Below are 24,290 nucleotides of genomic sequence, written 5' to 3'. Positions count from 1 at the left end.
GTAGGAATTTAGCAACTTTTATGCCTTGCCTAAAGCTTAAAAACTATCAATAACAAAAAGATAGTATTATTTGTGATATAAATTTTGCTATAATGCTTGGATACTTTGTTTGGTGTATTACTTTTTTTGAGGAGTTTGCTATGGCATTGCTTAATAAAATTTCACTTAAAATTAAGATTCTCTTGCTTGTATTATTGCCACTTTTTGCAATGTTGGTTGTAATGCTTGGCTCGCTTTATCAAACAGAACAACAACTTCAAACAACCAAACAACTTCAAATGCAAATCACAATATCAGAAAAACTTTCTTTATTGGTCCACGAAATGCAAAAAGAACGAGGATTGAGTGCAGGATTTTTAAGCAGTAGGGGGAATAATTTTGCAAATGAATTAAAAGAGCAACGCAAACTTACCGATAACGCGCTTTTGAATTTACAAACTAGCGTGGGAGTTTCTAAGGATTTAAGCGTAGGATACAAGGCAATTTTACAAAAGAGTTTAGATGGGTTAAAGGATTTGCAATCTGTGCGCTCAAATGCTGATAACTCTATAAGTCAAACGCCAGCTTTGCCTCAAACCATTGGCTTTTATACAGACACAATAACAAACTTACTTCACAGCATTGTAGAATCAACAAGGCTCATAGAAGAAGGTGATATTACAAGATTGCTTTTTGGTTATCTCAATTTTTTACAAGCCAAAGAGAGTGCAGGCTTAGAGCGTGCCACAGCAAATGCTATATTTGCGGGCAAATCTCCAGCAAGTGATACGCAGTATAATACCTTTATAAGTTTGCTTGCCAAACAAGAATCATACAATAATGCTTTTAAGGATTTTAGTGATACAAAAAGTATCGAGGCATTTGAAAAATCTTTACACAATCAAAGTTTTGAAGAAGTTGAAAAAATGCGCCAAATTATCAAACAAAAGTATAAAGAGGGCGAATATGGCATAGAAGCAAAGGTGTGGTTTGATACTATCACGCAAAAAATCAATATTTTAAAAGATATAGAAGATGGTGTGGTAAATAATCTTAAACTTGCGCTTCAAAGTGATTATGAACAACAGAGTGCAAGTTTTTGGCAATCTTTAACCATAGAGGTTGTTGTGTTGGTGCTTACGCTCGCATTGTGTGTGATTATTACGAAAAATATTTTGAGTAACCTTAATGTGATGAATGATAAACTTTTCTACATTACCAACAATAAAGCACTTAATGAGGAGATAACAATAAAATCTAGTGATGAAGTGGGTAAAATGGCAGGCTCACTCAATACATTTTTGCGCTATGTGCATAACATATTTAAAGATATTTTAGGTGCGATTAAAAACAACCAAGTAGTGGTAAAAACCATAAATGAAGTCTCAAAAGAGCTCGATTCTAACACCAATAAGATTGAACACATTAGTCAAGATAATGCAAATTTAGGAGAAAAATCTCGCGAATTACTCAATAAAAGCATTGAACTATCGCTAAGCACTAAGGAGCAACTCCAAGAAGTCTTAAATAATATGCAAAACACCAAACAAGTCGTAGAGCATATTGGACAACAAGTCCAAGAAAGCATAACTAAGGAGCAAGATTGCGCGCTTAAGATTCGCTCTCTTGCAGAGGAAGCACAAAATATTCAAAATGTGCTTTCAATGATTACAGATATTGCTGAGCAAACAAACCTCCTTGCCCTCAATGCCGCTATTGAAGCAGCACGCGCAGGAGAGCACGGGCGAGGGTTTGCCGTAGTGGCTGATGAAGTGCGAAAACTCGCTGAAAAAACTACAAAAAGCGTGAGTGAAACAAGTGCAGTGATTAAGAGTGTGGTGCAGTCAGTTGAAGAAATCAATACACAAATAGAATCAAATGTCAAGTCGATGGATACTCTCACACAAAGTTTTGAGACAATGCAGGGTGATATTGATGTCATTTCACAATCTATCACACAGGCAAGCCAAAAATCACTAGATTCTCAAGAAATGAGCAATGTTGTAAATAGTAATGTTTCTAATCTTATTGACAACGGGCAACAAATTGATATTTTTGCTAAAGAGCTTGCAAGGATAAACACACAAATGCAAGATACGCAATATAAACTTAAACAACAAACAGAGGATATTAGCCAATCACTTGCAAGATTTAAGATTTAAAGAAATAAAATGGTGTTTTGTTGGGGAGAATCTCAACTCTAAATGCTATAATGTGCGCAAAATTTGTTTTATTTAAGGTTTTGTAATGATTACACTAAAGCAGGCATTAAGCCTAAACCAAGAACAGCTCCAAGAGGTTTTTACCCAAATTAAACAAAAAGTCGCACAAAATATTGAGCTCAACGCCTATATTATGGAATCTAACGGCGAGATTCCCATTTCTACAAGCACAAAGCAGACGCAAAATAAACTAGGCGTGCCAATTCTCATTAAAGATAACATTAGTGTTAAGGATTGGGAAATTACCTGTGCGAGCAAGATTTTAAAAGGATATAAATCCCCATACAATGCCACCGTAATTGAGAATCTCCACGCAAATGGAATGTGTGGTTATGGACGCGCTAATATGGACGAGTTTGCGATGGGAAGCACAAGTGAGTCGAGTTGCTATGGGCGCGTGAAAAATCCGCGTGATATTTCGCGTGTGCCGGGTGGTAGCTCTGGCGGTGGAGCAGCTGCGGTAGGCGGGGGGCTTGCTATTGCATCTCTTGGGAGCGATACGGGTGGCTCTATTCGTCAGCCTGCTGGTTTTTGTGGTTGCGTGGGGTTAAAGCCAAGCTATGGGCGCGTGAGTCGCTATGGACTTGTGGCGTATAGCTCAAGCCTAGACCAAGTGGGACCAATCACGCAGAATGTCGAAGATTGTGCGATTTTACTTGATAGTATTAGCGGACACGATAGCGCAGATTCTACTTCTTTGGCTCTCCCAGCGACTAATACATTTAAAAACCTTGATAGCAATGTGCGCTACAAGGTGGGAATCTTGCCAGAGTGGCTAAAAAAAGCCGATGAGCCCACACAAAAGCGATATGAGGAAATTATAAAAATACTTCAATCAATGGGACATACTATCATAGACATAAACGCTCTTTCACAAAAGCCAATGCTAGAGACAGATTATCACATATCAACTTATTATATTTTAAGCACAGCAGAAGCCAGCTCTAATCTTGCGCGATTTGATGGCGTGCGATATGGGAGTAGGGCACAAGCAAACAATCTCAAAGAACTTTATCTTAACACACGCTCGCAAGGCTTCGGTGAGGAAGTCAAAAGGCGTATATTGCTTGGGTGCTTTGTGCTTAGCAGTGGATATTATGATGCGTATTACTTAAAGGCACAAAAAATGCGTGAATACATTAAATCTCAATATAGCGATGTATTTGCGTCTTGCGATGTGTTGCTAACGCCCATTGCTCCAACAATCCCACCAAAATTTGGTGCGACTAGCACGCCACTTGAAATGTATCTTAGCGATACTTACACTATTGGTGTGAATCTCGCTGGATTGCCTGCTATTTGCGTGCCATCAAGTAGTGATAAACAAGAGATTCCCATTGGAATGCAGTTTATCGGTGCTTTTGGAGCTGAGCAAGAGATTTTAAATGTCGCGTATGGATTGCAAAAGGAACTTGGAAATTCATAAGAGATTGTATAAATAAGAAATAATTAAGGGAGAATAAATGAAATCACTACAAAAAGCCTTAACATTTGAAGATGTGTTGCTTATTCCAGCGTATTCGGAGGTTTTACCCAAAGATGTGAGTTTGCGCACTCGTTTGAGTAAAAACATTACACTTAACATTCCCATTGTCTCTGCAGCGATGGACACAGTAACGGAATATAGGACTGCTATTGCTATGGCGCGTGCTGGTGGGATTGGTATAATCCACAAAAATATGGACATTAAATCTCAAGCAGACCAAGTAAGAAAGGTAAAAAAAAGCGAGAGTGGTGTTATTATTGACCCTATTTACATTTTAGCGGACGCTACTTTAGCAGAGGCAAAGCAAATTACTGATAATTACAGAATCTCTGGCGTGCCTGTGGTGGATTCTCATAGCAAACTTATTGGAATCTTAACCAACCGTGATATGCGCTTTGAGACCAATCTAAAGAAAAAAGTCGGCGATGTGATGACGAAAATGCCCCTTATCACAGCGAGTGTAGGTACGACACTTGAGCAAGCGCGTGAAATGATGCAAAAGCACAAAATCGAAAAACTCCCAATAGTTGGGAAAAATAATACTCTAAAAGGACTTATAACCATTAAGGATATTCATAAGCGCATTGAATATCCAGATTCTAACAAAGATGATTTTGGGCGATTGCGTGTGGGCGCAGCATTTGGTGTGTTTGATATAGAGAGAGCGCAAGAGCTAGTCGATGCGGGAGTTGATGTGTTGGTGTTAGATTCTGCGCACGGACATTCTAAAAATGTCATTGAAACGGTCAAAAAGGTAAAGAAAAAACTTAGCGTTGATGTCGTGGTGGGGAATGTCGTAACAGCAAGTGCCACAAAAGCTCTCATAGAGGCGGGTGCTGATGGGATAAAGGTCGGCATTGGTCCGGGCTCAATATGCACTACGCGTATTGTAGCGGGCGTTGGTATGCCACAGGTTTCTGCCATTGATGCGTGCGCACAAGCTGCCAAAAAGCACAATGTGCCAATTATCGCTGATGGTGGGATAAAATATTCTGGTGATGTCGCAAAAGCTTTGGCTATTGGTGCTTCTAGCGTGATGATAGGCTCGCTACTCGCAGGCACAGAAGAAACACCGGGTGATTTAATCCTCTATCAAGGGCGACAATATAAAAATTATCGTGGTATGGGGAGCATTGGTGCGATGAACAAAGGGAGTGCGGATAGATATTTCCAAGAGGGGACAGCACAAGATAAGCTCGTCCCAGAGGGGATTGAGGGGCGTGTGCCATATCGTGGGAAAATTAGCGAAGTTATCCATCAGCTTACAGGCGGACTTCGTAGCTCTATGGGCTATCTTGGTTCATCAAGCATTGAAGAATTGTGGCGCAAAGCAGAGTTTGTGGAGATTACAGCCGCAGGCTTGAGAGAATCTCATGTGCACGATGTGGATATTACTAAAGAAGCACCAAATTATCACGGATAAACCTAAAAACATAAGGAATAATATGGCACAAAAGACATTATTAGAGCAAAGCAGCGAACAAAAAGATTTTGAAACGCTTATAGCACAGGCAAAAGAAGTTGTCGCTAAGCTCAATGCGAATGATATTGGATTAAAAGATTCGTTGCTTTTATTTAAAGAGGGCACAGAGATTCTTAAACAAGCCCAAGATATGTTAGAATCTGCCAAGTTGGAATTTGAGGAAATTACCCAAAAAAATGAAATCTTAAAATAACTTCGTAGCGCAAGGAGGCGTGTAAATGGAAATTGTCCCACTACTTACAAATGATTTGAATGTTGTTACTTTCTTATTGTTGTTAATGCGTTTTAGCGGGGTGTTTGCGTTTTTTCCATTTTTTGATTCCACGCTTATCCCTGTAAGTGTGCGTGGAGCAATGATATTTTTTATGACTTTGGTTTGCTTTCCATTAGCCCAATATAATTTAGGACAAATCACAGTGGTTGATTTAATGGTGGCTGGACTTTTTGAGTTGTTGTTTGGATTTTTAGCGGGATTATGCTTGCAGATTGTATTTGCGATGATTAGCTTTGGTGGCGAGATTATTAGCTTTTCTATGGGACTTACAATGGCGAGTGCCTATGACCCTCTAACAGGAGCACAAAAGCCTATCATAGCGCAACTTTTAGCAATCCTAGCTTTATTGCTTGCGTTAAGTTTTGACTTTCATCATATTGTGCTTATGCTTATTGCTCAAAGTTTGGATTCTGTGCCTGTGGGGAGTTTTGTCTTTGAGCCAAAAGGAATGGCGCATTTTGCTGGTGCGTTGGCGTCCTTGTTTGTTGTGGGCTTTAGTATGGCGTTTCCTATTGTAGCGATTATTTTGTTTTCAGATATTATCTTTGGTATGATTATGAAAACACATCCGCAATTTAACCTGCTTGTTATTGGATTCCCTGTAAAAATTGCTATTGCTTTTTGTGTGTTGATTGTTATCCTCCCATCAATGTATATGCACTTTAAGCGTGAGCTAGATAGTGCGTTTTATGCAATGAAGTCTATTTTTGCACCATAATTAAGCTAAAATAAATGATTTTTTGGCTAGAATGTCGCCTTAAATCCAATGTAAGGAAGTCCAATGAGAATGGAACAAATTGTTGCAAAAGCCCTTGATAGACTTAATAATGACCGCTACATTTTATCAAATCTCATCTTTGCACGCGTAAAGGAACTAAGTCTTGGTGCGCCCGTGCTTGTAGAAAATATGAATACAAAGACTCATAAACTCACTGATATTGCTATATTTGAAATAGCTGAAGGAAAAGTAACACTAGAGAAAATCCAAGACGAAAATGCTGATTTTTTTTAGAATCTTCTCTATGGATTCTCAAAGAAAATGAGGCAAGGATGTAGTTTTGAGTTTTTTTGAAAAAGTTGGAGTGGTTGATAGTGTCGATTTGGCTATAAATAAACTCCAATCTCTAACGCCACTAACCCCTAAAATCCAACAAGCAATCCAATGTGCTAGTGAATATCATCAAGGGCAACTCCGCAAAAGCGGTATCCCTTATATCGTTCATCCTATTTGTGTGGCGTGTATCGTAGCATTTTATGGTGGCGATGAGACGATGATTTGTGCGGCATTACTCCACGATGCAGTCGAAGATACGCACTGCACGATAGAAGATGTCGGACAGGGCTTTGGCTGGGAAATTGCTCATTTAGTCGATGCGCTCACAAAAATCGTAGAAATTCGCGAAGAAGAAATTGGCAATGCGAGCAATGAAAAACTTGTCGCTTCCGCGCTTTCTTTTCGTAAAATTTTGCTTGCTTCAATCAAAGACATTCGAGCGTTTGTGATTAAAATTTGCGATAGATTGCATAATATGCTGACTTTAGACGCACTCCCTCATCACAAGCAAGTGCGCATCGCAGAGGAAACACTTCTTGTCTATGCGCCAATCGCTCATAGACTTGGAATCTCATCGCTTAAAGCCGAATTAGAGGATAAGAGTTTCTTTTATCTTTTTCCCAAAGAATATGAGAAAATTGACTCGTATATTAGAGACAACTACCAATCCATTATTTTAAAACTGAATTCTTTTATAGATTCTATTCGCACTTTATTACAAACCAATGGCTATAAAGATAAGGACTTTGAGGTCGAACATCGAATCAAACGGTATTATTCTATTTATCAAAAGATGCAACGCAAAGGTGTTAGCATTGATGAAATCCTAGACTTGCTTGCAGTGCGCATAATCGTCAAAAAGCCACTTGATTGTTACAAAGTGCTTGGTATTTTGCACCTTAACCTTAAGCCTGTGGTTTCGCGTTTAAAGGATTATGTCGCAATCCCAAAGGAAAATGGCTATCAAACAATCCACACCACCATTTTTGATAAATCAAGCATTTTTGAAGTGCAAATCCGCACTTTTGATATGCACAAATCCGCACAATATGGAATCGCGGCGCATTGGAAGTATAAGCGCGGTGGAATAGACCCAAATTTAAATTGGGTAAGCAATTTACAATATCAAGACCAATCCATTGAGGAGTTTTATGAGCTTGCCAAAAATGATTTATACAAAGAGGATATTGTCGTATTTTCACCAAAGGGCGATACTTATAGCTTGCCTGTCGGTGCTTTGGTGCTTGATTTTGCCTATGCTGTGCATACCGATGTGGGGAATAGAGCAAAAAGCGCGTATGTGAATAACCAACAAGCCTCATTGCTCCAACCACTTAAAAACAGCGATATTGTGCGCATCATCACGGCTGAGGAGAATGAAGAGGTCAAGCCTCGTTGTAGTTGGATTGACGCGATTAAAACCTCTAAAGCAAAGTCTCAAATTAGAATCTCGTGCCAATCTCGCATTAAAGAAGTTGATAGGATTTCTGCGATAAATATTTTATCCACAATGTTTGAAAGAACCCCAGCACAAATACAAGAGTATCTAAAGGATTATAATTTAGATTCTCAAGTGCATAAAATAATGCACGACAGAGGTTTTTTTAAAAATACAAAAAATTATTTAAGGACACATTTGCAAAAACAAAAGGGAGTTTTAGATTTTTTTAAGCTTAATAATCGCTTCAAAGTGCGTCAGATTCGACTTGATAACATTGTCGTATTTAGCAATTTTTCTATTAACGAGGCGTTGTTTGATTATTGCTGTCAGCCAAAATATGGTGATGAAATCATCGCTATAAAAAACGAAAATAAAATATTTATCCATCATAAACTTTGTGCGAGGGCAAATGAACAAATCAAGCAAGATACACAAATGGTTTTTGCTCAATGGGCGCAAAACCAAAAGGCTGTGTATAAAATTATTGTCGCTTTTGAGGATAAACGCGGAGTAATAGGGCAGTTTTTAAGCACTTTAGCCAAACATCAAATACGCATACTGAAAGTAGATTACGATAGAATGAATAGCACATTTTCTACATTTTGTGAAGTGTTTATTGAATTTGCTGGGAGTGTCAAAACACTGAAAAATACGCTAGAATCTCAATACAAAATCATTGAATTTAGTGCATTAAAAGATGCGTATTCTTAAAAAATGGAGTAATTATATGAAGCAAACAAATCTCAACGACTTTGAAAACGAGCTAGATTCCAAAAAGAAACAAGAATTACAAGACGCTATGAATGAAATAGGGCGCGGTTGCACAGAATTTATCGGGCAGGAATATATTCGTGCGTTAGTGGCGAGATTTTTACATACTAAAGAGCGATTTATTGTCAAAGCGGGCTTTGACCCTACCGCGCCTGATTTACATTTGGGACATACTGTGCTTATTCAAAAACTTGCTACTTTTCAAAAGTTTGGCGGAGATGTGAAGTTTTTGATTGGGGATTTTACTGCGACAATCGGCGACCCAAGCGGGAAAAGCGAGACCAGAAAACCGCTCAGTAAGCAAGAAGTAGAACAAAACGCACTTACTTACAAAGAGCAGGTGTTTAAAATTTTAGATTCTGCACACACAGAGGTTTGCTTTAATTCTAAATGGCTTGGCACACTTGGCACAGCGGGAATCATCAATCTCACTTCAAAATTTTCTGTCGCTAGAATGCTTGAGCGCGATGACTTTACAAAGCGATATAAAAATAATCAACCCATTTCTATGGTGGAGTTTATGTATCCGCTTTTGCAGGGGTATGATTCTGTGGCGTTGGAATCTGATATTGAGCTTGGAGGAAACGACCAAAAGTTTAACTTGCTTGTTGGCAGGACACTGCAGCGCGCCTATGGGCTTAATAAAGAGCAAAGTGTGCTTACCGTGCCACTTTTAGAGGGGCTTGATGGCGTGCAAAAGATGAGCAAATCACTAGGCAACTATATTGGCGTAACAGAGGAGGCAAAGACAATGTATGCTAAAATCTTAAGCATTTCGGATTCTATGATGTGGCGGTATTATGAGTTGCTCTCTACAAAAAGTCTTAAAGATATACACCATTTACAATCCCAAGTGCAACAAGGCACACTCCACCCAAAAGTAGCCAAAGAAAATCTTGCCTTAGAGCTTACTGCTCGCTATCATAATGAGAATCTTGCCTTGCAAGCCAAAGAAGAATTTGATAAAATTTTTACAAATAGGGAAATTCCAAGTGATATTGCTACTTTTGTATTCCAAAATGGTGAGTGGATTTGCAAAATTGCGCTAGAATCTAATCTATGTGCTTCGACTTCACAAGCGCGCAGAGACATTAAAGCAGGTGCGCTCAAACTTGATGGAGAAAAGGTGAGCGATGAGAATCTTAAGCTTAACAAAGGCGAATATACTTTGCAAGTGGGTAAGAGGAAGTTCGCAAAAATACTCATACAATAAAATAAGGATATTAAATGCTTAAACCGCTAAAAATAGGAAAACATACAATCAAATACCCCATATTTCAAGGTGGTATGGGTGTGGGTATCAGCTGGGATAACTTGGCTGGGAATGTTTCAAAGGAGGGTGCTTTAGGCATTGTAAGTGCCGTTGGGACAGGATACTACAAAAAAATGCAGTTTGCACAAAAGCTTATTAGTTCAAAGCCATTTGAAGCGATAAATTTTTATTCTAAGCAAGCCTTAAATGAAATTATCAAAAATGCTCGAAAGATTTGTGATAACGCTCCACTAGGTGTAAATATCCTCTATGCTATCAATGAATATGGGCGCGTGGTGCGAGATGCGTGCGAGGCTGGAGCAAATATTATCGTTACAGGCGCAGGGTTGCCAACTAATATGCCAGAATTTGCTAAAAATTTCCCCGATGTTGCGCTTGTGCCTATTGTCTCATCAGCGAAAGCATTGCGTATTATTTGTAAGCGTTGGATGGATAGATATGCCAAGATTCCCGATGCAGTGGTTGTCGAAGGACCGCTAAGTGGCGGACATCAAGGCTTCAACTATGAAGATTGCTTCAAACCAGAGTGTCAATTAGAATCTATCGTGCCTGAAGTGGTTGATGAGAGCAAAAAATGGGGGAATATCCCCATAGTTGCTGCGGGTGGCATTTGGGATAGAAATGATATTGATAGGATTTTTAAACTTGGCGCACAGGGCGTGCAAATGGGCACGAGATTTTTGGGAAGTTATGAATGTGATGCTGTGGCGTATAGAGAGATTATGCCAAGCGTGCAAAAAGATGATATTGAGCTTGTGAAGTCTCCTGTGGGGTATCCTGCGCGTGCGATAAAGATGGGCGTTTTATCACGCATTAAAGAGGGAAATGCGCCCAAAGTCGCTTGTGTGAGTAATTGTGTTTCGCCTTGCAAACGCGGTGTAGAGGCTAAAAAAGTGGGATATTGCATTGCAGATTCTTTAGGGGCTGCGCATTTGGGTGATTTGCAAAATGGACTTTATTTTACAGGAGCAAATGGATATAAAATCCAAAAAATCCAAAGTGTTAAAGAGATTATCACCGAACTCACAAGTGATAAAGAGTAGGTATGCGTGTTTTTATTCTTTCTTTACTATGTTGTTTATCTTTAGCTTTTAGTGAGCATAAGATTCTTAATATTGTCCCATTTGGGGATAATAATCTAAAAATTGTTTTTGATAGTGAGATTGCAGGGTTAGAATTAAAAGAAAGCAAGCTAAATGATGGGCGAGTGTTTGTCGATATACAATCAATCTTAGTTGTAGGCAAGAAAAATTTTGCTTTTAAGGATAATTCTACTGCTACCATTGCGCAAAACACGCCACAAATCGTGCGTATTGTCATTAAACCAACAAAAGACTACGCGCTCATCAAAGAAAAAGAGAATCTTTATGTGAAGTTTGGCGTCAAAGATTCCAAACCTCCTCAAGCACAATCCACCCAAACAGATAAAAACACCAAAGAATCTCCCTCAAAAGAATCACTAGCCAAAGAAACACTAGAGCCCAAACCACAAACAAACTCTACATCTAGTAGCAAGAAAAAGAAAGTTATCGCCATAGACCCCGGACACGGAGGCAAAGATTGCGGTGCTATGGGTGTGGCGAAAGTATGTGAAAAAGTTATTGTTTTAGAAGTGGCAAAAGTCCTAAGCACAGAGCTTAAAAAGCGTGGCTATAATGTATTTATGACGCGCGATAAGGATACTTTTATTGATTTAATCAAGCGCACACAATTAGCCAATGATAAAAATGCGGATTTGTTTGTCTCTATACACGCAAACTCTATCCCTAAGGGAAAAAAATCTCCAAGTGGCATAGAAACCTATTTCCTTTCTAACAATCGTTCTGAGCGTTCGCTTAAGGTTGTAGAAGCCGAAAATATTGGCGACATTGAAATAACCAACTATTTTTCTAAGCAAATCACACTTAATATCATCAATACTCATCGTCTCATTGCTTCAAGTAAGCTGGCAGTGGATATTCAAGGCGGTATGCTAGAATCTGTGCGTAAAAAACATAAAAATACTATTGATGGTGGTGTGCGTGATGGTCCATTTTGGGTGCTAGCAGGTGCGTTAATGCCATCAATTCTTATAGAAATTGGCTATGTTTCACACGCCACAGAAGGAAAATTACTTACAAGAAAAGACTATCAAAAACTCATCGCTCAAGGCATAGCTGATGGAATTGATGAGTATTTTGAGAAAAATTAAGGCTGTATAATTTCATAACAAGGTAGGCAAAACAAATGAAAGTTTATACTAATCGCACTCACACCGTCCTCTCTAGTGTCTTTTTCGCGCTTTTTTGTTGGATTATGATAAGCATTTTGGGTTCAGCTTACACGGAGACTTTTTCTTATATCTTTTTTATTTTTGTGCGTGATGGCAATGTTTTTGATGTAATAAAAACCACTATTTTGCTTTGTGGGGCTGGATTGTCATTATTTTTTGTGATTTTTTGTGCGATTAAGAAGAAAACAAATATTTTTTTAAGTCTTTTTATGTTTGTGTGTTGTGTTGGTTTTATTAGCATTGCTTTTTATACGCAAGATACACAAGAGCAGGATATAAACGCGCTATTATCCATAGAATCTAGCATTGAGCAAAGAGACGCGTGGGAGATTTTGTTCGGGTATAAGGTGCGTATTTTGCTTAGTGTGTTTATATATGTATTTTTTATTTTTTTGCCACTTATTTTTACTCTCTTTGGTTTGCGGGCAGATTCCCAAAGTGCTGTTGGTAGGATTCTTTCTTTTATTTCCCCATCTCTTTGTATCGTTGTTATGGCACTTTTTGCTTGTTCGTTTCAGCCATATTATTATAGAGAAAATATTTTTGATTATTTGGATTTGTTTGCTCTTTTGTGTGGCGTGGCACTTTTTGTTGCTGTATTTATGAGAAATCGCCATAAACTTGACTTTTTTGGATACGCCAATGTTGCTGTGTTTGTTGCAGGAATGGTGTGTGTTTTGCTGTGTTCAGTAGTTTTGGCGTCAAGTTTGGATTATTTTGTAGTGCGTTATATGATGTATGCGTTTGTCTTTGTGAGCTGGATTGTAGAGTGGGGTAGTGCATATATACTTCGGGGGGGGGAGTCTAAATGAGAATTTTCCCTAAAATCTCTTTAACCGTGTTTTTTAGTTTTTATTTGCTCTACTAAAGTTTTGGATTCTTAGCCTACAAAAGACACTTTGATAATTTGGCATTTTTTTTGCTTACTCATAGTGAAATTTTCACATTATCTATGGAGAGAGCAATGAAAAAAGTCATATTTCTTGTAATGCTAATGATTGGCGCACATTTAGTCTTTGGTGAAGAGCCCATAGATTCCCAAGATGCTACTATTAAACAAGAACCAACCCCAGAACAAAACATAACACAGGATTCTCAACCTCAACTTCCACAGCTTGAGCCAACTCCCGAGCAAACCGCAGAAAATAACGCTGTTGAGCAATTTAATGAGCAAATGAGAAATGCTAATGCAGCACTAAATTCCGCGATGGCGTTTGCAAAAATGGGCGAATACAACAAAGCCTTAGAGCTTTTTACCCAATCTTGCAAGGCTGGAAATGCTGCTGGTTGCTTTGGTAGCGGACTTATCTATATGCACGGAATGACAAATGGCGTGCCAGATGCAAATACAGCGGTAAAGTATTACGCCCAAGCGTGCTCTGGTGGCGATGCTACTGCGTGTGCGAATCTCGCTCTTGCTTATGATAGCGGTAATGGAGTTACCCAAGACAAAAAACTTGCGACTGATTTATACACAGTGGCGTGCTCTGGTGGCGATAGTCTTGCTTGCACGAATTTAGGCTGGATGTATGCCAATGGCGTTGGTGTGCAAAAAGATTATGCAAAGGCTTTACAGGCTTATCGCTCGGCGTGTAATTTAGGAAGTGATTTGGGGTGCTATAATTTAGGCTTGATGACAAATACAAACAATGTCTATGGAATGACTAAAGACAAAATGGGCATATTAGAGATGAATTATGTTGCTTGCCAGCAAGGAGACTTAGTCGCGTGTGGAAATCTAGGCTATCTTTATGCTAAAGGCGAAGAGGGCGCAGAGCAAAGTTATTATTATGCGGCGAAGTATTTTAGTATCGCGTGTGATGGCGGTCATATGCAAAGTTGCAATAACTTAGGTGTGTTGTATGATAGTGGCTCAGGTGTGAAGCAGAACAAAGCGCGTGCAGTAGAGCTCTTTGGGTTGGCGTGTGATTATGGCATAGATGGTGGATGTAGGAATTACGCTTCAATGATGAATTATGGTGGTTTATCCTCTAATACACTTGGTGGCTTGCTAGGGTTTTAACAACATTTAGGATTTATATGCGTAAAAAACTCAGTGCATTATATGGCGTTACGCGTGGTGAGTGTAAGCGCATATATGATTACTTCGAGCAAAATCAACCGCTTATTTATGCGGCATCTTTGAGCTATTATAGTATTTTTGCACTCATTCCACTTTTGTTGGTGTTTTTTTCTATTTTATTGAGTTTGCCTCAATTTCAAAGCGAAGTGCAACATATCAAAGAAATGCTCCTTTCAAATCTCGTGCCTACGAACTCTGATGTATTTTCCCAATACCTTGATACATTTATCCAAAATGGTTCAAAACTTGGAATGATGGGTTTGGCGTATGTGTTGGCGACTTCGATTTTATTTTTTCGTAACTTTGAGTATGTTTCTACCAAAATGTTTAACTCTAAGCCTAGAGGATTCTTAGATTCTATTATTGTGTATTGGACGATGATTACGCTTTTTCCTATTTCGCTTGCGCTTTCGATTTATTTTAGTGGCGAAGTGCAAAAAACGCTTAAGGGTGTGGCGGATTTTAGCTTTTTGTTTGAGATTTTGCCCTATTTTATTACTTGGGTGATGTTTTTCTTGCTCTTTAAGATCTCGGCAAACAAACGCCTACCATTCATCTCGCTTGCACTCTCAAGTTTTCTTAGCACGGCAGTTTGGCTTATCACGAAGTGGGGGTTTATGTATTATATTTTTTACAACCAAACTTATAAAAGTATGTATGGACAAATTAGCATTTTATTGTTTTTAATGCTGTGGATTTATATTTCTTGGTTTATTGTGCTTTGTGGAATGCGCTTTTGTGAGGGATTTTCTAGTGATTTTGGGAGAAACGCCAAAGAGAATCTTGCCTAAGCAAGCACCCTAAAGATTTAACTTTTCAAGAATCTTGCAAAATCACTGGACAATGGAATAAGTTCCCTTATTTTTTGTGAGAATCTCAAGCAGATTCCCAGATTTAAACATATTGCAAATTAAAATAGGCAGTTTGTTTTCTTTTGCGAGGGCTATCGCTGTGTCGTCCATCACGCGGATATGGTCTCTTAGTGCATCATCATAGCTTACATTATTAAGCATTTTAGCATCTGTGAATTTATGTGGGTCTTTGTCATACACGCCATCGACCTTTGTCGCCTTGACTATGACATCTGCTTCAATCTCAACAGCCCTAAGTGTAGCCGCACTATCAGTAGTAAAGAATGGATTCCCCGTGCCTGCACCAAAAATCACTACACGCCCTTTCTCCAAATGCCTAATAGCACGGCGATGAATGTAGTTTTCACAAACTTCCCTAATTTCTATGGCACTTTGCACGCGTGTATCCACACCAAAAGATTCTAATGCTTCTTGCATAGCCACAGAGTTAATCACGGTGGCGAGCATACCCATATAGTCCCCACTCGTGCGCCGTATAAGTCCGCCTTGAGAAGCACTTAGCCCGCGAATGATATTCCCCCCGCCGATAACTAGCCCAATCTCTAATCCCGCGTCTTTTAACTCTTTAATTTCCTTAGCGATATATTCTAAGATACTCACATCAATACCAAAACCACTTTTTCCAGCTAATGCCTCGCCCGAAAATTTCACTAACACACGATTATATTTTTTCATTTTTTCTCCTTATTGTTTTGGTATTGATTGAGGAATCTTGCAAATCCAACAATTCTTTAATGCAATCATAATATAAAAAAATTGCATATCACACTAATACAACACAAAAATTCTTTATTTACTTCAACAATAACACAAAATTTGTCTTGTATTTTTTAAGTTCTAAGCTGGTTTTAGAGAAATTTTTGTTTGTATTTAAGTTATAATGCCACTTTGTATTGTTGCATTGCATAAAGCAGGCAGTTATTTGCAATATAGAATGTATAAGGGGATAAAAATGCAAAGCTTCTCAGATATTTTATTAACCCTGCAATCATATTGGAAAGAGCAGGGTTGTTTGATTGTCCAGCCTTATGACATTCCTGCGGGAGCTGGGACATTTCACCCTGCGACTTTGCTTAGGAGTTTGGATTCTAAGCCGTGGAGTGTCGCGTATGTCGCGCCATCGCGCCGTCCTACTGATGGACGCTATGGGGAGAATCCAAATCGCTTAGGAAGCTACTATCAGTTTCAAGTGCTTATAAAGCCAAATCCTAGTAATATCCAAGAGCTGTATTTAGAGTCGCTAAAGCAACTTGGCATCGATACGACTAAGCACGATGTGCGCTTTGTGGAGGATAATTGGGAATCTCCTACGCTTGGTGCGTGGGGGCTAGGCTGGGAGGTGTGGCTAGATGGTATGGAGGTTACGCAATTTACTTATTTTCAGCAAGTGGGTGGGCTACCCTGCGAGCCTGTGGCGGTAGAAATCACTTATGGTGTGGAGCGACTTGCGATGTATATTCAAGGCGTGGAGAGCGTGTTTGATATTTTTTGGGGGCTAGATTCTCTTAAACAGCGCGTGTATTACAAAGATGTGCATAAAGAAAGCGAGTTTGAGTTTAGTAAGTATCATTTTGAAGTGGCAGATACTGCTATGCTTTTTGGTGCGTTTGAGAGCGCGCAGGGCGAGGCGAAGCGGTGCTTAGAGGCTAAGTTGCCATTGCCTGCGTATGATTATACTATGCTTTCAAGCCATTATTTTAATGTGCTTGATGCGCGCAAGGCTATTTCAGTCGCACAGCGACAAAACTATATCCTAAAAATCCGCGAGCTTGCCAAAGCGTGCGCTATGCTGTATAAAGAGCAAGAGGACGAGCGAGAAGCACGGATAAACCATAATTCGTAGGGTTAGATTCTCGTATCTTGCTTTTTGTGTTGTTTAATTTTTAAGAATCTTAAAACTCTAGGGCACTATTAAGTGCCTCTTGAGATTTTTTGAGTGCTTCGAGTTTGTATCGCTCTTGGTCTATGTTGTTTGGAGCTTTGGTTTGTGTGTTTTGGTTTGGTTCTTTTTTGCTTTTTAATTCGCTTGGTTGTGTGCCGTGAGGCATTTTGACAAACACATCTTCATAATTTTGTTTGCCAAGTTTATGACGAATATAAATTTCTCCACTTTTATCATTATAGATATAAGTGTCTATCCCATCGCTAAACATTTTCCAATCAGCAAGGCAACTGCCTATAAACACAACGCATATTAGAGTAACTTTCCATAGTGCTTTCATTGTTACACCTCCATTTGTAACTTATCTTTGGAAGCACGATTCTACCATAAAGTTTATCAGTTTTGTATTTGTTTTAGAAGTTCGCTACATTTTTTACTAAAATCCAAGAGTTGGCGTTGTTTTTGATAAAAGCTATTTTGGTTAGCGATTAAATACGCAGAAGATTCCATAATGACTTCATCGATTTTGAGATTATTTTGTTGCATTGTCGTTCCCGTTTCGACAATATCCACGATTCCATCACTTAATCCAACCAATGGTGCGAGCTCAATGCTCCCATACAATTTGATGATTTCGATAGGGATTGCCTTTTTAGAGAAGTGTTTGTGAGTAATGATTGGCATTTTGGTAGCGATTTTAATTTGGGGCTTTTGATAATCTAGATTCTTGCCAACCTCCGAGCCAACTACAACTTTACAATTACCAATGCCTAAGTTAAGGAGTTTGATAGTGTTTAGTATGCCGTGCTCTTCAATCACATCAAGCCCAACAACGCCAATATCAGCGGCTTGGTAATTTACATAAGTGATAACATCTTGGCTACGCACGAGCAAAAATCTAAACCCATCTTTTTGTAAAATTAGCTTTCTATCATCAAAGCCAAATTCACAACCAAAGATTTTGGAAAATAGCTCAAGGCTATCTTTGGCGATTCTCCCTTTAGGCAAGGCGATTGTTATCATTGCAAGAATCCTTTTGTTTGATAAAATTTTCGTAAGCCTTTTGCATTCCTTTAAACACAACAGCTTCATCAAAAATACTATTTTCAAAGAATCGACTAAAAAATTTTCCATCACCACCTGTAAATGTGATTTTTTTGCCCCTTGCGCTATCGCCTATCATTAAAATAATGCTTTTAATACACCCAAAGCTAATGGCAGCTCGTGTGTTGAGAGGAAGGGCATCAAGTTTGGTGCTTAAATCTATATCATAATCAAGCGCATTAGAAATGCTTTTATAAGAATCTCTGTATGCCTGTAAGCCGGGTAAAATATAGCCTCCTAAATGCACATTGTCTTGCACAATGTCTATGGTGATTGCACTACCTGCATCAACGACAATGCCACTTTCAATCCCTGCGCAAGCGGCGATTCTATCAATGCCAATGCCACTATATCCCGTGTTAATCTCAAAGTATGGAGCTAGGTTAATGCAGTTTTTATGAGAGGCGAGAAGTTTTTTTTCCGCCTTTTTATTTACGCTAATGTAATAAATACACACTTCTGGTTTTTTGGGTTTTAGGGCATCTAGTTTTTCTTTGCGTATTTCGCCCTTGTAAAAAAAATGTAAAAATGTATTCCCCACATCACACAATACCATTAAAACCTCTTATAAACACCATCATAAAAGATACTATCATTGGTGTAAAAAATATATTTTTTAGCTGGTAGCTTTATTTTATATATTGTTGGTTCAAAGTTTTGTAAATCCACTTCTATGAGGTGTTTATGTCTATCAAGAGTATAAAGTTTGCCCTCTTTAACCACAATAGAAGCGAGTTTGGCGTATTCTAAATTTGTCTCGCGCAAAGGTTTTAGAGTGTTGTCAAGTTCTATAATTTTCCCATCACTGCTTAAAACCAAAAGTCTATTGTTATACACAAGCATATCATTGAAGTTTCCATCGTAGTTGAAAGTTTTATTATTGCCTAAAATAGTGCTAATGCGTTTTTGTGTAGCGGTAATGATGAGATTCTCGTGGGCATAAAGATAGATAATGTTGTTGAAAAATTTATCACTTTGGATAAGAATGTCTTTTGTGATGTTTTTTGTGTTTGTGTTATAGATGAGAATCCTCCCATCGAGTGAGGGAAAAATAATAGTGTTTCTATCAAATATAGGCGAGACATTAAGTGAGTTTATAGCGATTACAGATGAAAGTTTTTGAGTAAAAATCTCCTTTTTAGCACTTATATCAATAAGTGCTATGGCATTTTCTACACTTACAAGAGCAATGAGATTCCCACTTAGAGTAGCACTTGCCACACATTTATCAAATGGAATATCTTGCAGGGATTCTTGCTTGGAATCAACAATAAGCAAATTCTTACAACCTTCTTGTAATAAATACTTTTCGCCACTTTTGGCTAAAAATTTTTGATTTGGTTTTATGGTGAGTAAGATTTCTCCTTTATTGTCAAGCACATCATTGTTTGCAAGCACCGCGCCATTACGCGAGGAGTGGGTAATCTTTGATGGAAGTTTTTGCGCAAATTCCATTGTAAGATTCGTATCAGATGTGAAATATTTTTTTGATGAGCACCCATTTGTAAAAAGCACAATTCCAATAAGGAAAAACAGCAATATTATAATTTTGTGCGTCAAAAAATCCCAAAGAAAATATCTAAGTATCATTGTTGATTGTCCTTATTTGTAGTGCTTGATAAGCTCGCCAAATTTTGCAAATGGGGAATTTTCATCAATAAGCTGGGCTTTATGTTTTGCTTCCTGTATTCTCCCCTCTCTAAGAAGCAAGACAGATTCTTGTAATAGGGCAAAAGCCTTCAAATGCTTATCATCAATAGAATCTAGTGATTTTAGAGCTTCGTCTAATTTTGGGCTAAAGGATTGCTCTTGGTTGCTTTCAAGTTCTTGTAGGATTTTTGCAACAGCATTTTGCGCATTTTGATAGGTTGCGATTTTTGCGATAAAGGCATTTTGAGAATCTGTGAGAGCGAGAAATTGCTCTTCGCTAGGATTATGCGAGAGGACATATAAATCGTGCAACACAGGATTGTTTTCTTTAATGATATGCAAAAGATTTTCAGAATCTTCGTTTTCATTAGCATTAAGCAAATCATAATACGCCTTAGCAGCCTTATCGTGTTTGCTTTGTGTGATTGCAGTATTACCAAGCCAAGCGATGATTCCAACTATAACGATTACACCAAAGGCAAACAGTATCTTTTTATATCGTTTGAAGAGGACTTCAAAGCGAAATGCACTCTCTAAAATCTGCCCATCTCTATCAAAAGAATCTTTAATTTGTTCTAAGTCTTTTTTTATACTCATTGTTTCTCCTAAATTGTATTGTTTCTAAGATTGCTTGTATGTGCCTTTTTCACTCACACCACTTGAGCCAAAGCCACCACTTGAGCGCAAAGTTTCGCTAAGCTCTGCAACTTCCTCAAACTCAGCCTTATATACCTTGCTTACTATACATTGGGCGATTCTATCGCCAGCATTGATAGTAAAATCCTCATCGCTTAGGTTGATAAGAAGTGTTTTTATCTCCCCGCGATAATCACTATCTACCGTCCCAGGAGTGTTTAGCACGGTTATACCATTTTTGAGTGCAAGCCCAGAGCGTGGGCGCACTTGGAGCTCGTATCCATCTTGGATTTCAAAGGCAAGCCCTGTTGGGATAAGTTTGCGCTCTTTTGGCTTTAAAGTATGGGAATCTAAGCTATGTAAATCAAACCCAGCACTTTGTGGAGTTTGATATTGTGGGATAATCGCTCTAGATTCTAATTTCTTAATCTTAATTTTCATTGATATTCCTTAAGGTTTGCGTTAAGATTATCATATTTAGCAGGGGGATTTTACCATAAATAAGGCAATTTAATCCTCTAAACTAAATGCTTTATAGCCAATTTCTAAAATTTCAAAATCGCTCTCCCCACTTGGAAGTTTAATCGTTACCTCCTCACCCACTTCCTTACCAATGAGACTTTTAGCAATGGGCGATGAGGAAGAGATAAGTCCTTTTTGTGGATTGCTCTCTAATGCGCCTACAATAGTATATGTAAGCTCTTTATCTGTATCAAGGTTTAAGATTTTTATCGTGCTTCCAAAGCTCACTTTTTTGTGCTCTAGCTTGCTTGGGTCGATGATTTGTGCATTTGCTAGCATTGTGCCAAGCTCGGCTATGCGAGATTCTATAAATGCTTGTTTTTCCTTTGCGGCGTGATATTCGGCATTTTCTTTTAAATCTCCGTGTGAGCGAGCAATATCGATTTCTTTGACAATGTGCGGTCGTTGGACTTCTTGCAAATCTTTTAATTCAGCCCTTAGTTTGTTGTAGCCATATTCTGTCATTGGTTCTTTGTTCATTTTTACTCCATTTTGGAAAGTTTTATGTCATTATAGCTAATTCCACATTAACTAAATTGCTAAATACTAAGAATTGCTTGGATATGCTTTGTCGCTTCAAGGGTATCTTGGTAGATATTTTGCGTTTGTTGTCGCAAATCTTTAGAATCTCCATACCCACACAACACACCCACACCCGTAATTCCAGCATTGTTAGCCGCTTGCAAGTCAAGTATCGTATCGCCTATCATAAAGCAAGAGGACATTGCAATGTCGCATTTTTTCACCTCACGGATAGAATCTAGCGCGCAAATAATAGGCTCACTATGAGGTTTTGGGTTGCTGACATTTTCGATTCCAACTACAACACTAAAGTAATGCAAAACACCAAAGGATTCTAAAAGTTTTGCGCTAAAATCCCCACGCTTAGTGGTAACAATACCTAAATGTGCAAATTCATAGGCAAACATTATCGCTTCTTTGGCATTTGGTAGAAGTGTCGTGCCTGCTTCCATTTGCGCACGATAGGACAAACGATAGGATTTGATAAATTCACTCACTTCATCTTTTGAGACACCTTGCGCCAAAAACATATCCTCCAGCGTGTGTCCGATACTTTGCTTTACAGATTCTAGGCTTGGAGGTTGTAAGGCGCGCTCTTTATATGCTTGAGAAAAGCTAAAATAAATTGCAGGAGTGGAATCTATAAGTGTCCCATCAAGGTCAAAAAGAATAATGGCATTTTTTGGCATTATTTTGTCCTCTTTTCACGCAATTTACTTATCTTTTATGCGAAGTGCGCCGTGTTTAAATTCATAATACATCACACATAAACTCACCACGCTAGCGCATATCAAAGAAGCTGGGTAGCTCGCCCAGATTCCATCGATACCAAAATACGCGCTTAGCACATTTACAAATATTACCATAAACAAAAGATTTGTGCAAAGCGTAACGATAAATGAACTTATTGGGCGTTGGATTGATTGCAAGAAAATCGAACTCACTAAATTTAACCCCAAAAATATATAGCCCAAAAAATAGATGTGCATAGCGTTGGTAGTGGGCTCAAGTAGAGAATCTGCTAAAATATCCTTTTTGCCTAAGAATAATCCAGCAATAAAGCTATCAAACAGAATAAATCCTCCATAAAGAGTGATACCACAAATGGTGGCAAATGCAACAATAAGTTTATAAATATTTTTTACCCTGCTAAGTTGCCTTGCACCATAATTAAAACTCGCTATGGGCTGAAGCCCCTCCGCGCACGAAAGGATAATGGTAAAAATCACAATCCCACTATACATAAGGATACTATAAACCGCAAGTGCGTCCGTGCTACCGAGATTCTCTAATTTATTATTCACAAGCACCATTATATATGAGACACTAAGCTCTGAGAAGCTCATCGGCACGCCATTACGCATAGAAGCAAGCACAAAAGAGAATCTAAAGGATTTGATAAAATAAATTTTCCCGCGCTTTGTGATGAAATGACTGAGCAACACACTCATTCCTAAAAAATGTCCGATTATCGTGGCACTCGCTGAGCCAGCAATCCCAAAATCAAACACAAACAAAAATAAATAATTTAAAATGACATTTGCAACAGAGCCAATTATCATTGCACTCATCGCTAGAATCGGGCGTTTGTCATTTATAGCAAAAATATCAAGCAATGGGTGAAGCACAATAATAAATGAGCCCAAAAATGTTATGCGTAAATATTCTTTTACCAATGGCATAATCTCATCATTTGCGCCTAAGGCAAAAGCAATATCCTCCACAAAAATACATAAGATAATGCCAAAAATCACACTGCTCACCCCAGCGAAGTAGCACACAGAGCTAAACATAAGCCTTGCGCGATGTTCTTGTCCCTTGCCTAAATAATATGAAGCAATGCTCGCTGCGCCCATACCAAAAAGCAATTCAAAAGCAATAAGCACGGGAAAAACGGGCCAACACACACCAATAGCGGCTATGGCTTCGCGACCGATAGCTTGCCCCACGAAGATTCCATCGATTGTGGAGTAAGTAGAAAGAGCAAGCATAGCGCAAAGATTAGGGATAAAAAAGTAAAAAAACAAGCGTATAAGAGAATCTTTGCCTATATCAATAGATTTTTTCATTTTGTGTTCCTCAAAAATTCATTTGTGTAATTATAAAAGCAAATTTTACACTAAAATTACGCTATAATATGCGCGTGTTTAGCAAGGAGTATATGTGAAAAACGACAACAATGAGGCAATATTCCAATCATTGCAAAGTTTTTTTAGTGCTTTGTGTGATAATATCGGCGAAAATTCTACAAGAGAAGGACTAAGTCAAACACCACAAAGAATCTTACAATCCTACCAAACACTTTTTGAGGGCTACACGAAGAATCCAAAAGCCGTGCTTGGTGCGGTTTTTAAAGAGGGATTATGCGATGAAATGGTGATAGCAAAGGACATTGAATTTTATTCAATGTGTGAGCATCATCTTTTGCCATTTTTTGGGCATATTAGCATTGGTTATATTCCTCATCAGCATTTAGCTGGGATTAGTTCGTTAGCAAAGTTAGTAGAGGTTTTTGCGCGGAGATTGCAGATTCAAGAAAGCCTCACAGAGCAAATCGCTCAATGCCTACTAGAATCGCTTGAGCCAAAAGGTGTGATAGTTGTATGTGAGGCGCACCATTTATGTGTGAGTATGCGAGGCGTGCAGAAGAATCCTACTATTATCACAAGCGCATTGCGAGGGCTTTTTAAGACAGATTCTCGCACGAGGGCAGAGTTTATGCAGCTTATTAAGACATAAGTTGCAAACTTTTGCGATTATAAAG

The 24,290-nt window shown here is 38.5% G+C and carries 25 protein-coding genes; 15 read left to right on the top strand and 10 right to left on the bottom strand.

The annotated features are described in order from the left end of the window. Window positions 1–140 precede the first annotated feature (140 nt). The 13 genes from ACWIWK_RS06240 to ACWIWK_RS06180 all read left to right on the top strand — a co-directional run bounded on the left by ACWIWK_RS06240 (window position 141) and on the right by ACWIWK_RS06180 (window position 15,129). Window positions 141–2,141 (top strand): methyl-accepting chemotaxis protein, encoded by a 2,001-nt coding sequence (locus ACWIWK_RS06240; RefSeq protein ID WP_454151825.1) that lies wholly within the window; start codon window positions 141–143, stop codon window positions 2,139–2,141. A gap of 85 nt (window positions 2,142–2,226) precedes the next feature. Further along, on the top strand, window positions 2,227–3,627 hold the full coding sequence (gatA, locus tag ACWIWK_RS06235) for an Asp-tRNA(Asn)/Glu-tRNA(Gln) amidotransferase subunit GatA (RefSeq protein WP_454151823.1): 1,401 nt from the start codon (window positions 2,227–2,229) through the stop codon (window positions 3,625–3,627). 37 nt (window positions 3,628–3,664) lie between these two features. After that, window positions 3,665–5,110: an IMP dehydrogenase gene (guaB, locus tag ACWIWK_RS06230; RefSeq protein ID WP_454151822.1), complete on the top strand. Its 1,446-nt coding sequence runs from the start codon at window positions 3,665–3,667 to the stop codon at window positions 5,108–5,110. A 22-nt stretch (window positions 5,111–5,132) separates the two neighbouring features. Beyond that, the gene (gene xseB / locus ACWIWK_RS06225; RefSeq protein WP_454151820.1) at window positions 5,133–5,363 is read left to right on the top strand and encodes an exodeoxyribonuclease VII small subunit; all 231 of its coding nucleotides are present in this window, start codon (window positions 5,133–5,135) and stop codon (window positions 5,361–5,363) included. A gap of 25 nt (window positions 5,364–5,388) precedes the next feature. Next, on the top strand, window positions 5,389–6,162 hold the full coding sequence (fliR, locus tag ACWIWK_RS06220) for a flagellar biosynthetic protein FliR (protein WP_454151818.1): 774 nt from the start codon (window positions 5,389–5,391) through the stop codon (window positions 6,160–6,162). 63 nt (window positions 6,163–6,225) lie between these two features. Further along, the gene (locus ACWIWK_RS06215; RefSeq protein ID WP_454151816.1) at window positions 6,226–6,456 is read left to right on the top strand and encodes a DNA-directed RNA polymerase subunit omega; all 231 of its coding nucleotides are present in this window, start codon (window positions 6,226–6,228) and stop codon (window positions 6,454–6,456) included. Window positions 6,457–6,502: 46 nt separating this feature from the next. Beyond that, complete coding sequence (locus tag ACWIWK_RS06210; RefSeq protein ID WP_454151814.1) at window positions 6,503–8,650, top strand: RelA/SpoT family protein; 2,148 nt, start codon at window positions 6,503–6,505, stop codon at window positions 8,648–8,650. 16 nt (window positions 8,651–8,666) lie between these two features. Then, window positions 8,667–9,923 carry a tyrosine--tRNA ligase gene (tyrS, locus tag ACWIWK_RS06205; protein WP_454151812.1) on the top strand — a complete coding sequence of 419 codons (1,257 nt, stop codon included), beginning with the start codon at window positions 8,667–8,669 and terminating at the stop codon, window positions 9,921–9,923. A 14-nt stretch (window positions 9,924–9,937) separates the two neighbouring features. Then, on the top strand, window positions 9,938–11,026 hold the full coding sequence (locus ACWIWK_RS06200) for a nitronate monooxygenase (RefSeq protein WP_454151811.1): 1,089 nt from the start codon (window positions 9,938–9,940) through the stop codon (window positions 11,024–11,026). Between the two features lie 2 nt (window positions 11,027–11,028). Then, window positions 11,029–12,174 carry an N-acetylmuramoyl-L-alanine amidase family protein gene (locus tag ACWIWK_RS06195; protein WP_454151809.1) on the top strand — a complete coding sequence of 382 codons (1,146 nt, stop codon included), beginning with the start codon at window positions 11,029–11,031 and terminating at the stop codon, window positions 12,172–12,174. A gap of 35 nt (window positions 12,175–12,209) precedes the next feature. Further along, complete coding sequence (locus tag ACWIWK_RS06190) at window positions 12,210–13,067, top strand: hypothetical protein (RefSeq protein WP_454151807.1); 858 nt, start codon at window positions 12,210–12,212, stop codon at window positions 13,065–13,067. Between the two features lie 152 nt (window positions 13,068–13,219). Then, window positions 13,220–14,278 carry a tetratricopeptide repeat protein gene (locus ACWIWK_RS06185; RefSeq protein WP_454151805.1) on the top strand — a complete coding sequence of 353 codons (1,059 nt, stop codon included), beginning with the start codon at window positions 13,220–13,222 and terminating at the stop codon, window positions 14,276–14,278. 17 nt (window positions 14,279–14,295) lie between these two features. Continuing rightward, a complete protein-coding gene (locus ACWIWK_RS06180) occupies window positions 14,296–15,129 on the top strand; it encodes a YihY family inner membrane protein (RefSeq protein WP_454151803.1) in 834 nt (277 codons plus the stop codon). 42 nt (window positions 15,130–15,171) lie between these two features. Here the strand turns inward: ACWIWK_RS06180 and pyrH are convergent, their stop codons facing one another. Next, on the bottom strand, window positions 15,172–15,885 hold the full coding sequence (gene pyrH / locus ACWIWK_RS06175; RefSeq protein WP_454151801.1) for a UMP kinase: 714 nt from the start codon (window positions 15,883–15,885) through the stop codon (window positions 15,172–15,174). Between the two features lie 277 nt (window positions 15,886–16,162). Between pyrH and glyQ the strand changes: the two genes are divergently transcribed. After that, entirely contained in the window at window positions 16,163–17,053 is an 891-nt protein-coding gene (gene glyQ, locus ACWIWK_RS06170) for a glycine--tRNA ligase subunit alpha (RefSeq protein WP_454151799.1), read from the top strand. 49 nt (window positions 17,054–17,102) lie between these two features. On the opposite strand, the gene ACWIWK_RS06165 is transcribed toward glyQ, so the two are convergent. From ACWIWK_RS06165 to ACWIWK_RS06125, 9 genes are all read right to left on the bottom strand, one after another. Then, the gene (locus ACWIWK_RS06165) at window positions 17,103–17,432 is read right to left on the bottom strand and encodes a hypothetical protein (protein WP_454151797.1); all 330 of its coding nucleotides are present in this window, start codon (window positions 17,430–17,432) and stop codon (window positions 17,103–17,105) included. A 56-nt stretch (window positions 17,433–17,488) separates the two neighbouring features. Next, entirely contained in the window at window positions 17,489–18,115 is a 627-nt protein-coding gene (gene hisG / locus ACWIWK_RS06160; protein WP_454151795.1) for an ATP phosphoribosyltransferase, read from the bottom strand. Continuing rightward, window positions 18,093–18,752, bottom strand: coding sequence for a type III pantothenate kinase (locus ACWIWK_RS06155; protein WP_454151793.1), 660 nt, complete (start codon window positions 18,750–18,752; stop codon window positions 18,093–18,095). Before ACWIWK_RS06155 ends, hisG begins: the two co-directional genes overlap by 23 nt. Then, window positions 18,752–19,786: a plasminogen-binding protein gene (locus ACWIWK_RS06150; RefSeq protein ID WP_454151791.1), complete on the bottom strand. Its 1,035-nt coding sequence runs from the start codon at window positions 19,784–19,786 to the stop codon at window positions 18,752–18,754. The genes ACWIWK_RS06155 and ACWIWK_RS06150 overlap by 1 nt, the downstream gene beginning before the upstream one ends. Window positions 19,787–19,798: 12 nt before the next feature. Beyond that, window positions 19,799–20,443 (bottom strand): hypothetical protein, encoded by a 645-nt coding sequence (locus tag ACWIWK_RS06145; protein ID WP_454151790.1) that lies wholly within the window; start codon window positions 20,441–20,443, stop codon window positions 19,799–19,801. Window positions 20,444–20,467: 24 nt separating this feature from the next. Beyond that, complete coding sequence (dut, locus tag ACWIWK_RS06140; RefSeq protein ID WP_454151788.1) at window positions 20,468–20,923, bottom strand: dUTP diphosphatase; 456 nt, start codon at window positions 20,921–20,923, stop codon at window positions 20,468–20,470. Between the two features lie 69 nt (window positions 20,924–20,992). After that, the gene (gene greA / locus ACWIWK_RS06135) at window positions 20,993–21,484 is read right to left on the bottom strand and encodes a transcription elongation factor GreA (RefSeq protein WP_454151786.1); all 492 of its coding nucleotides are present in this window, start codon (window positions 21,482–21,484) and stop codon (window positions 20,993–20,995) included. A 59-nt stretch (window positions 21,485–21,543) separates the two neighbouring features. After that, window positions 21,544–22,215, bottom strand: a complete 672-nt coding sequence (locus tag ACWIWK_RS06130; protein ID WP_454151784.1) for an HAD family hydrolase — start codon at window positions 22,213–22,215, stop codon at window positions 21,544–21,546. A 24-nt stretch (window positions 22,216–22,239) separates the two neighbouring features. Next, window positions 22,240–23,595: an MATE family efflux transporter gene (locus ACWIWK_RS06125; protein WP_454151782.1), complete on the bottom strand. Its 1,356-nt coding sequence runs from the start codon at window positions 23,593–23,595 to the stop codon at window positions 22,240–22,242. A 130-nt stretch (window positions 23,596–23,725) separates the two neighbouring features. Between ACWIWK_RS06125 and folE the strand changes: the two genes are divergently transcribed. After that, entirely contained in the window at window positions 23,726–24,265 is a 540-nt protein-coding gene (folE, locus tag ACWIWK_RS06120) for a GTP cyclohydrolase I FolE (RefSeq protein WP_454152041.1), read from the top strand. Window positions 24,266–24,290 lie beyond the last annotated feature (25 nt).

The organism is Helicobacter sp. 23-1048 (assembly GCF_053654545.1).
This window is presented reverse-complemented; position numbering and strand designations above follow the sequence as displayed.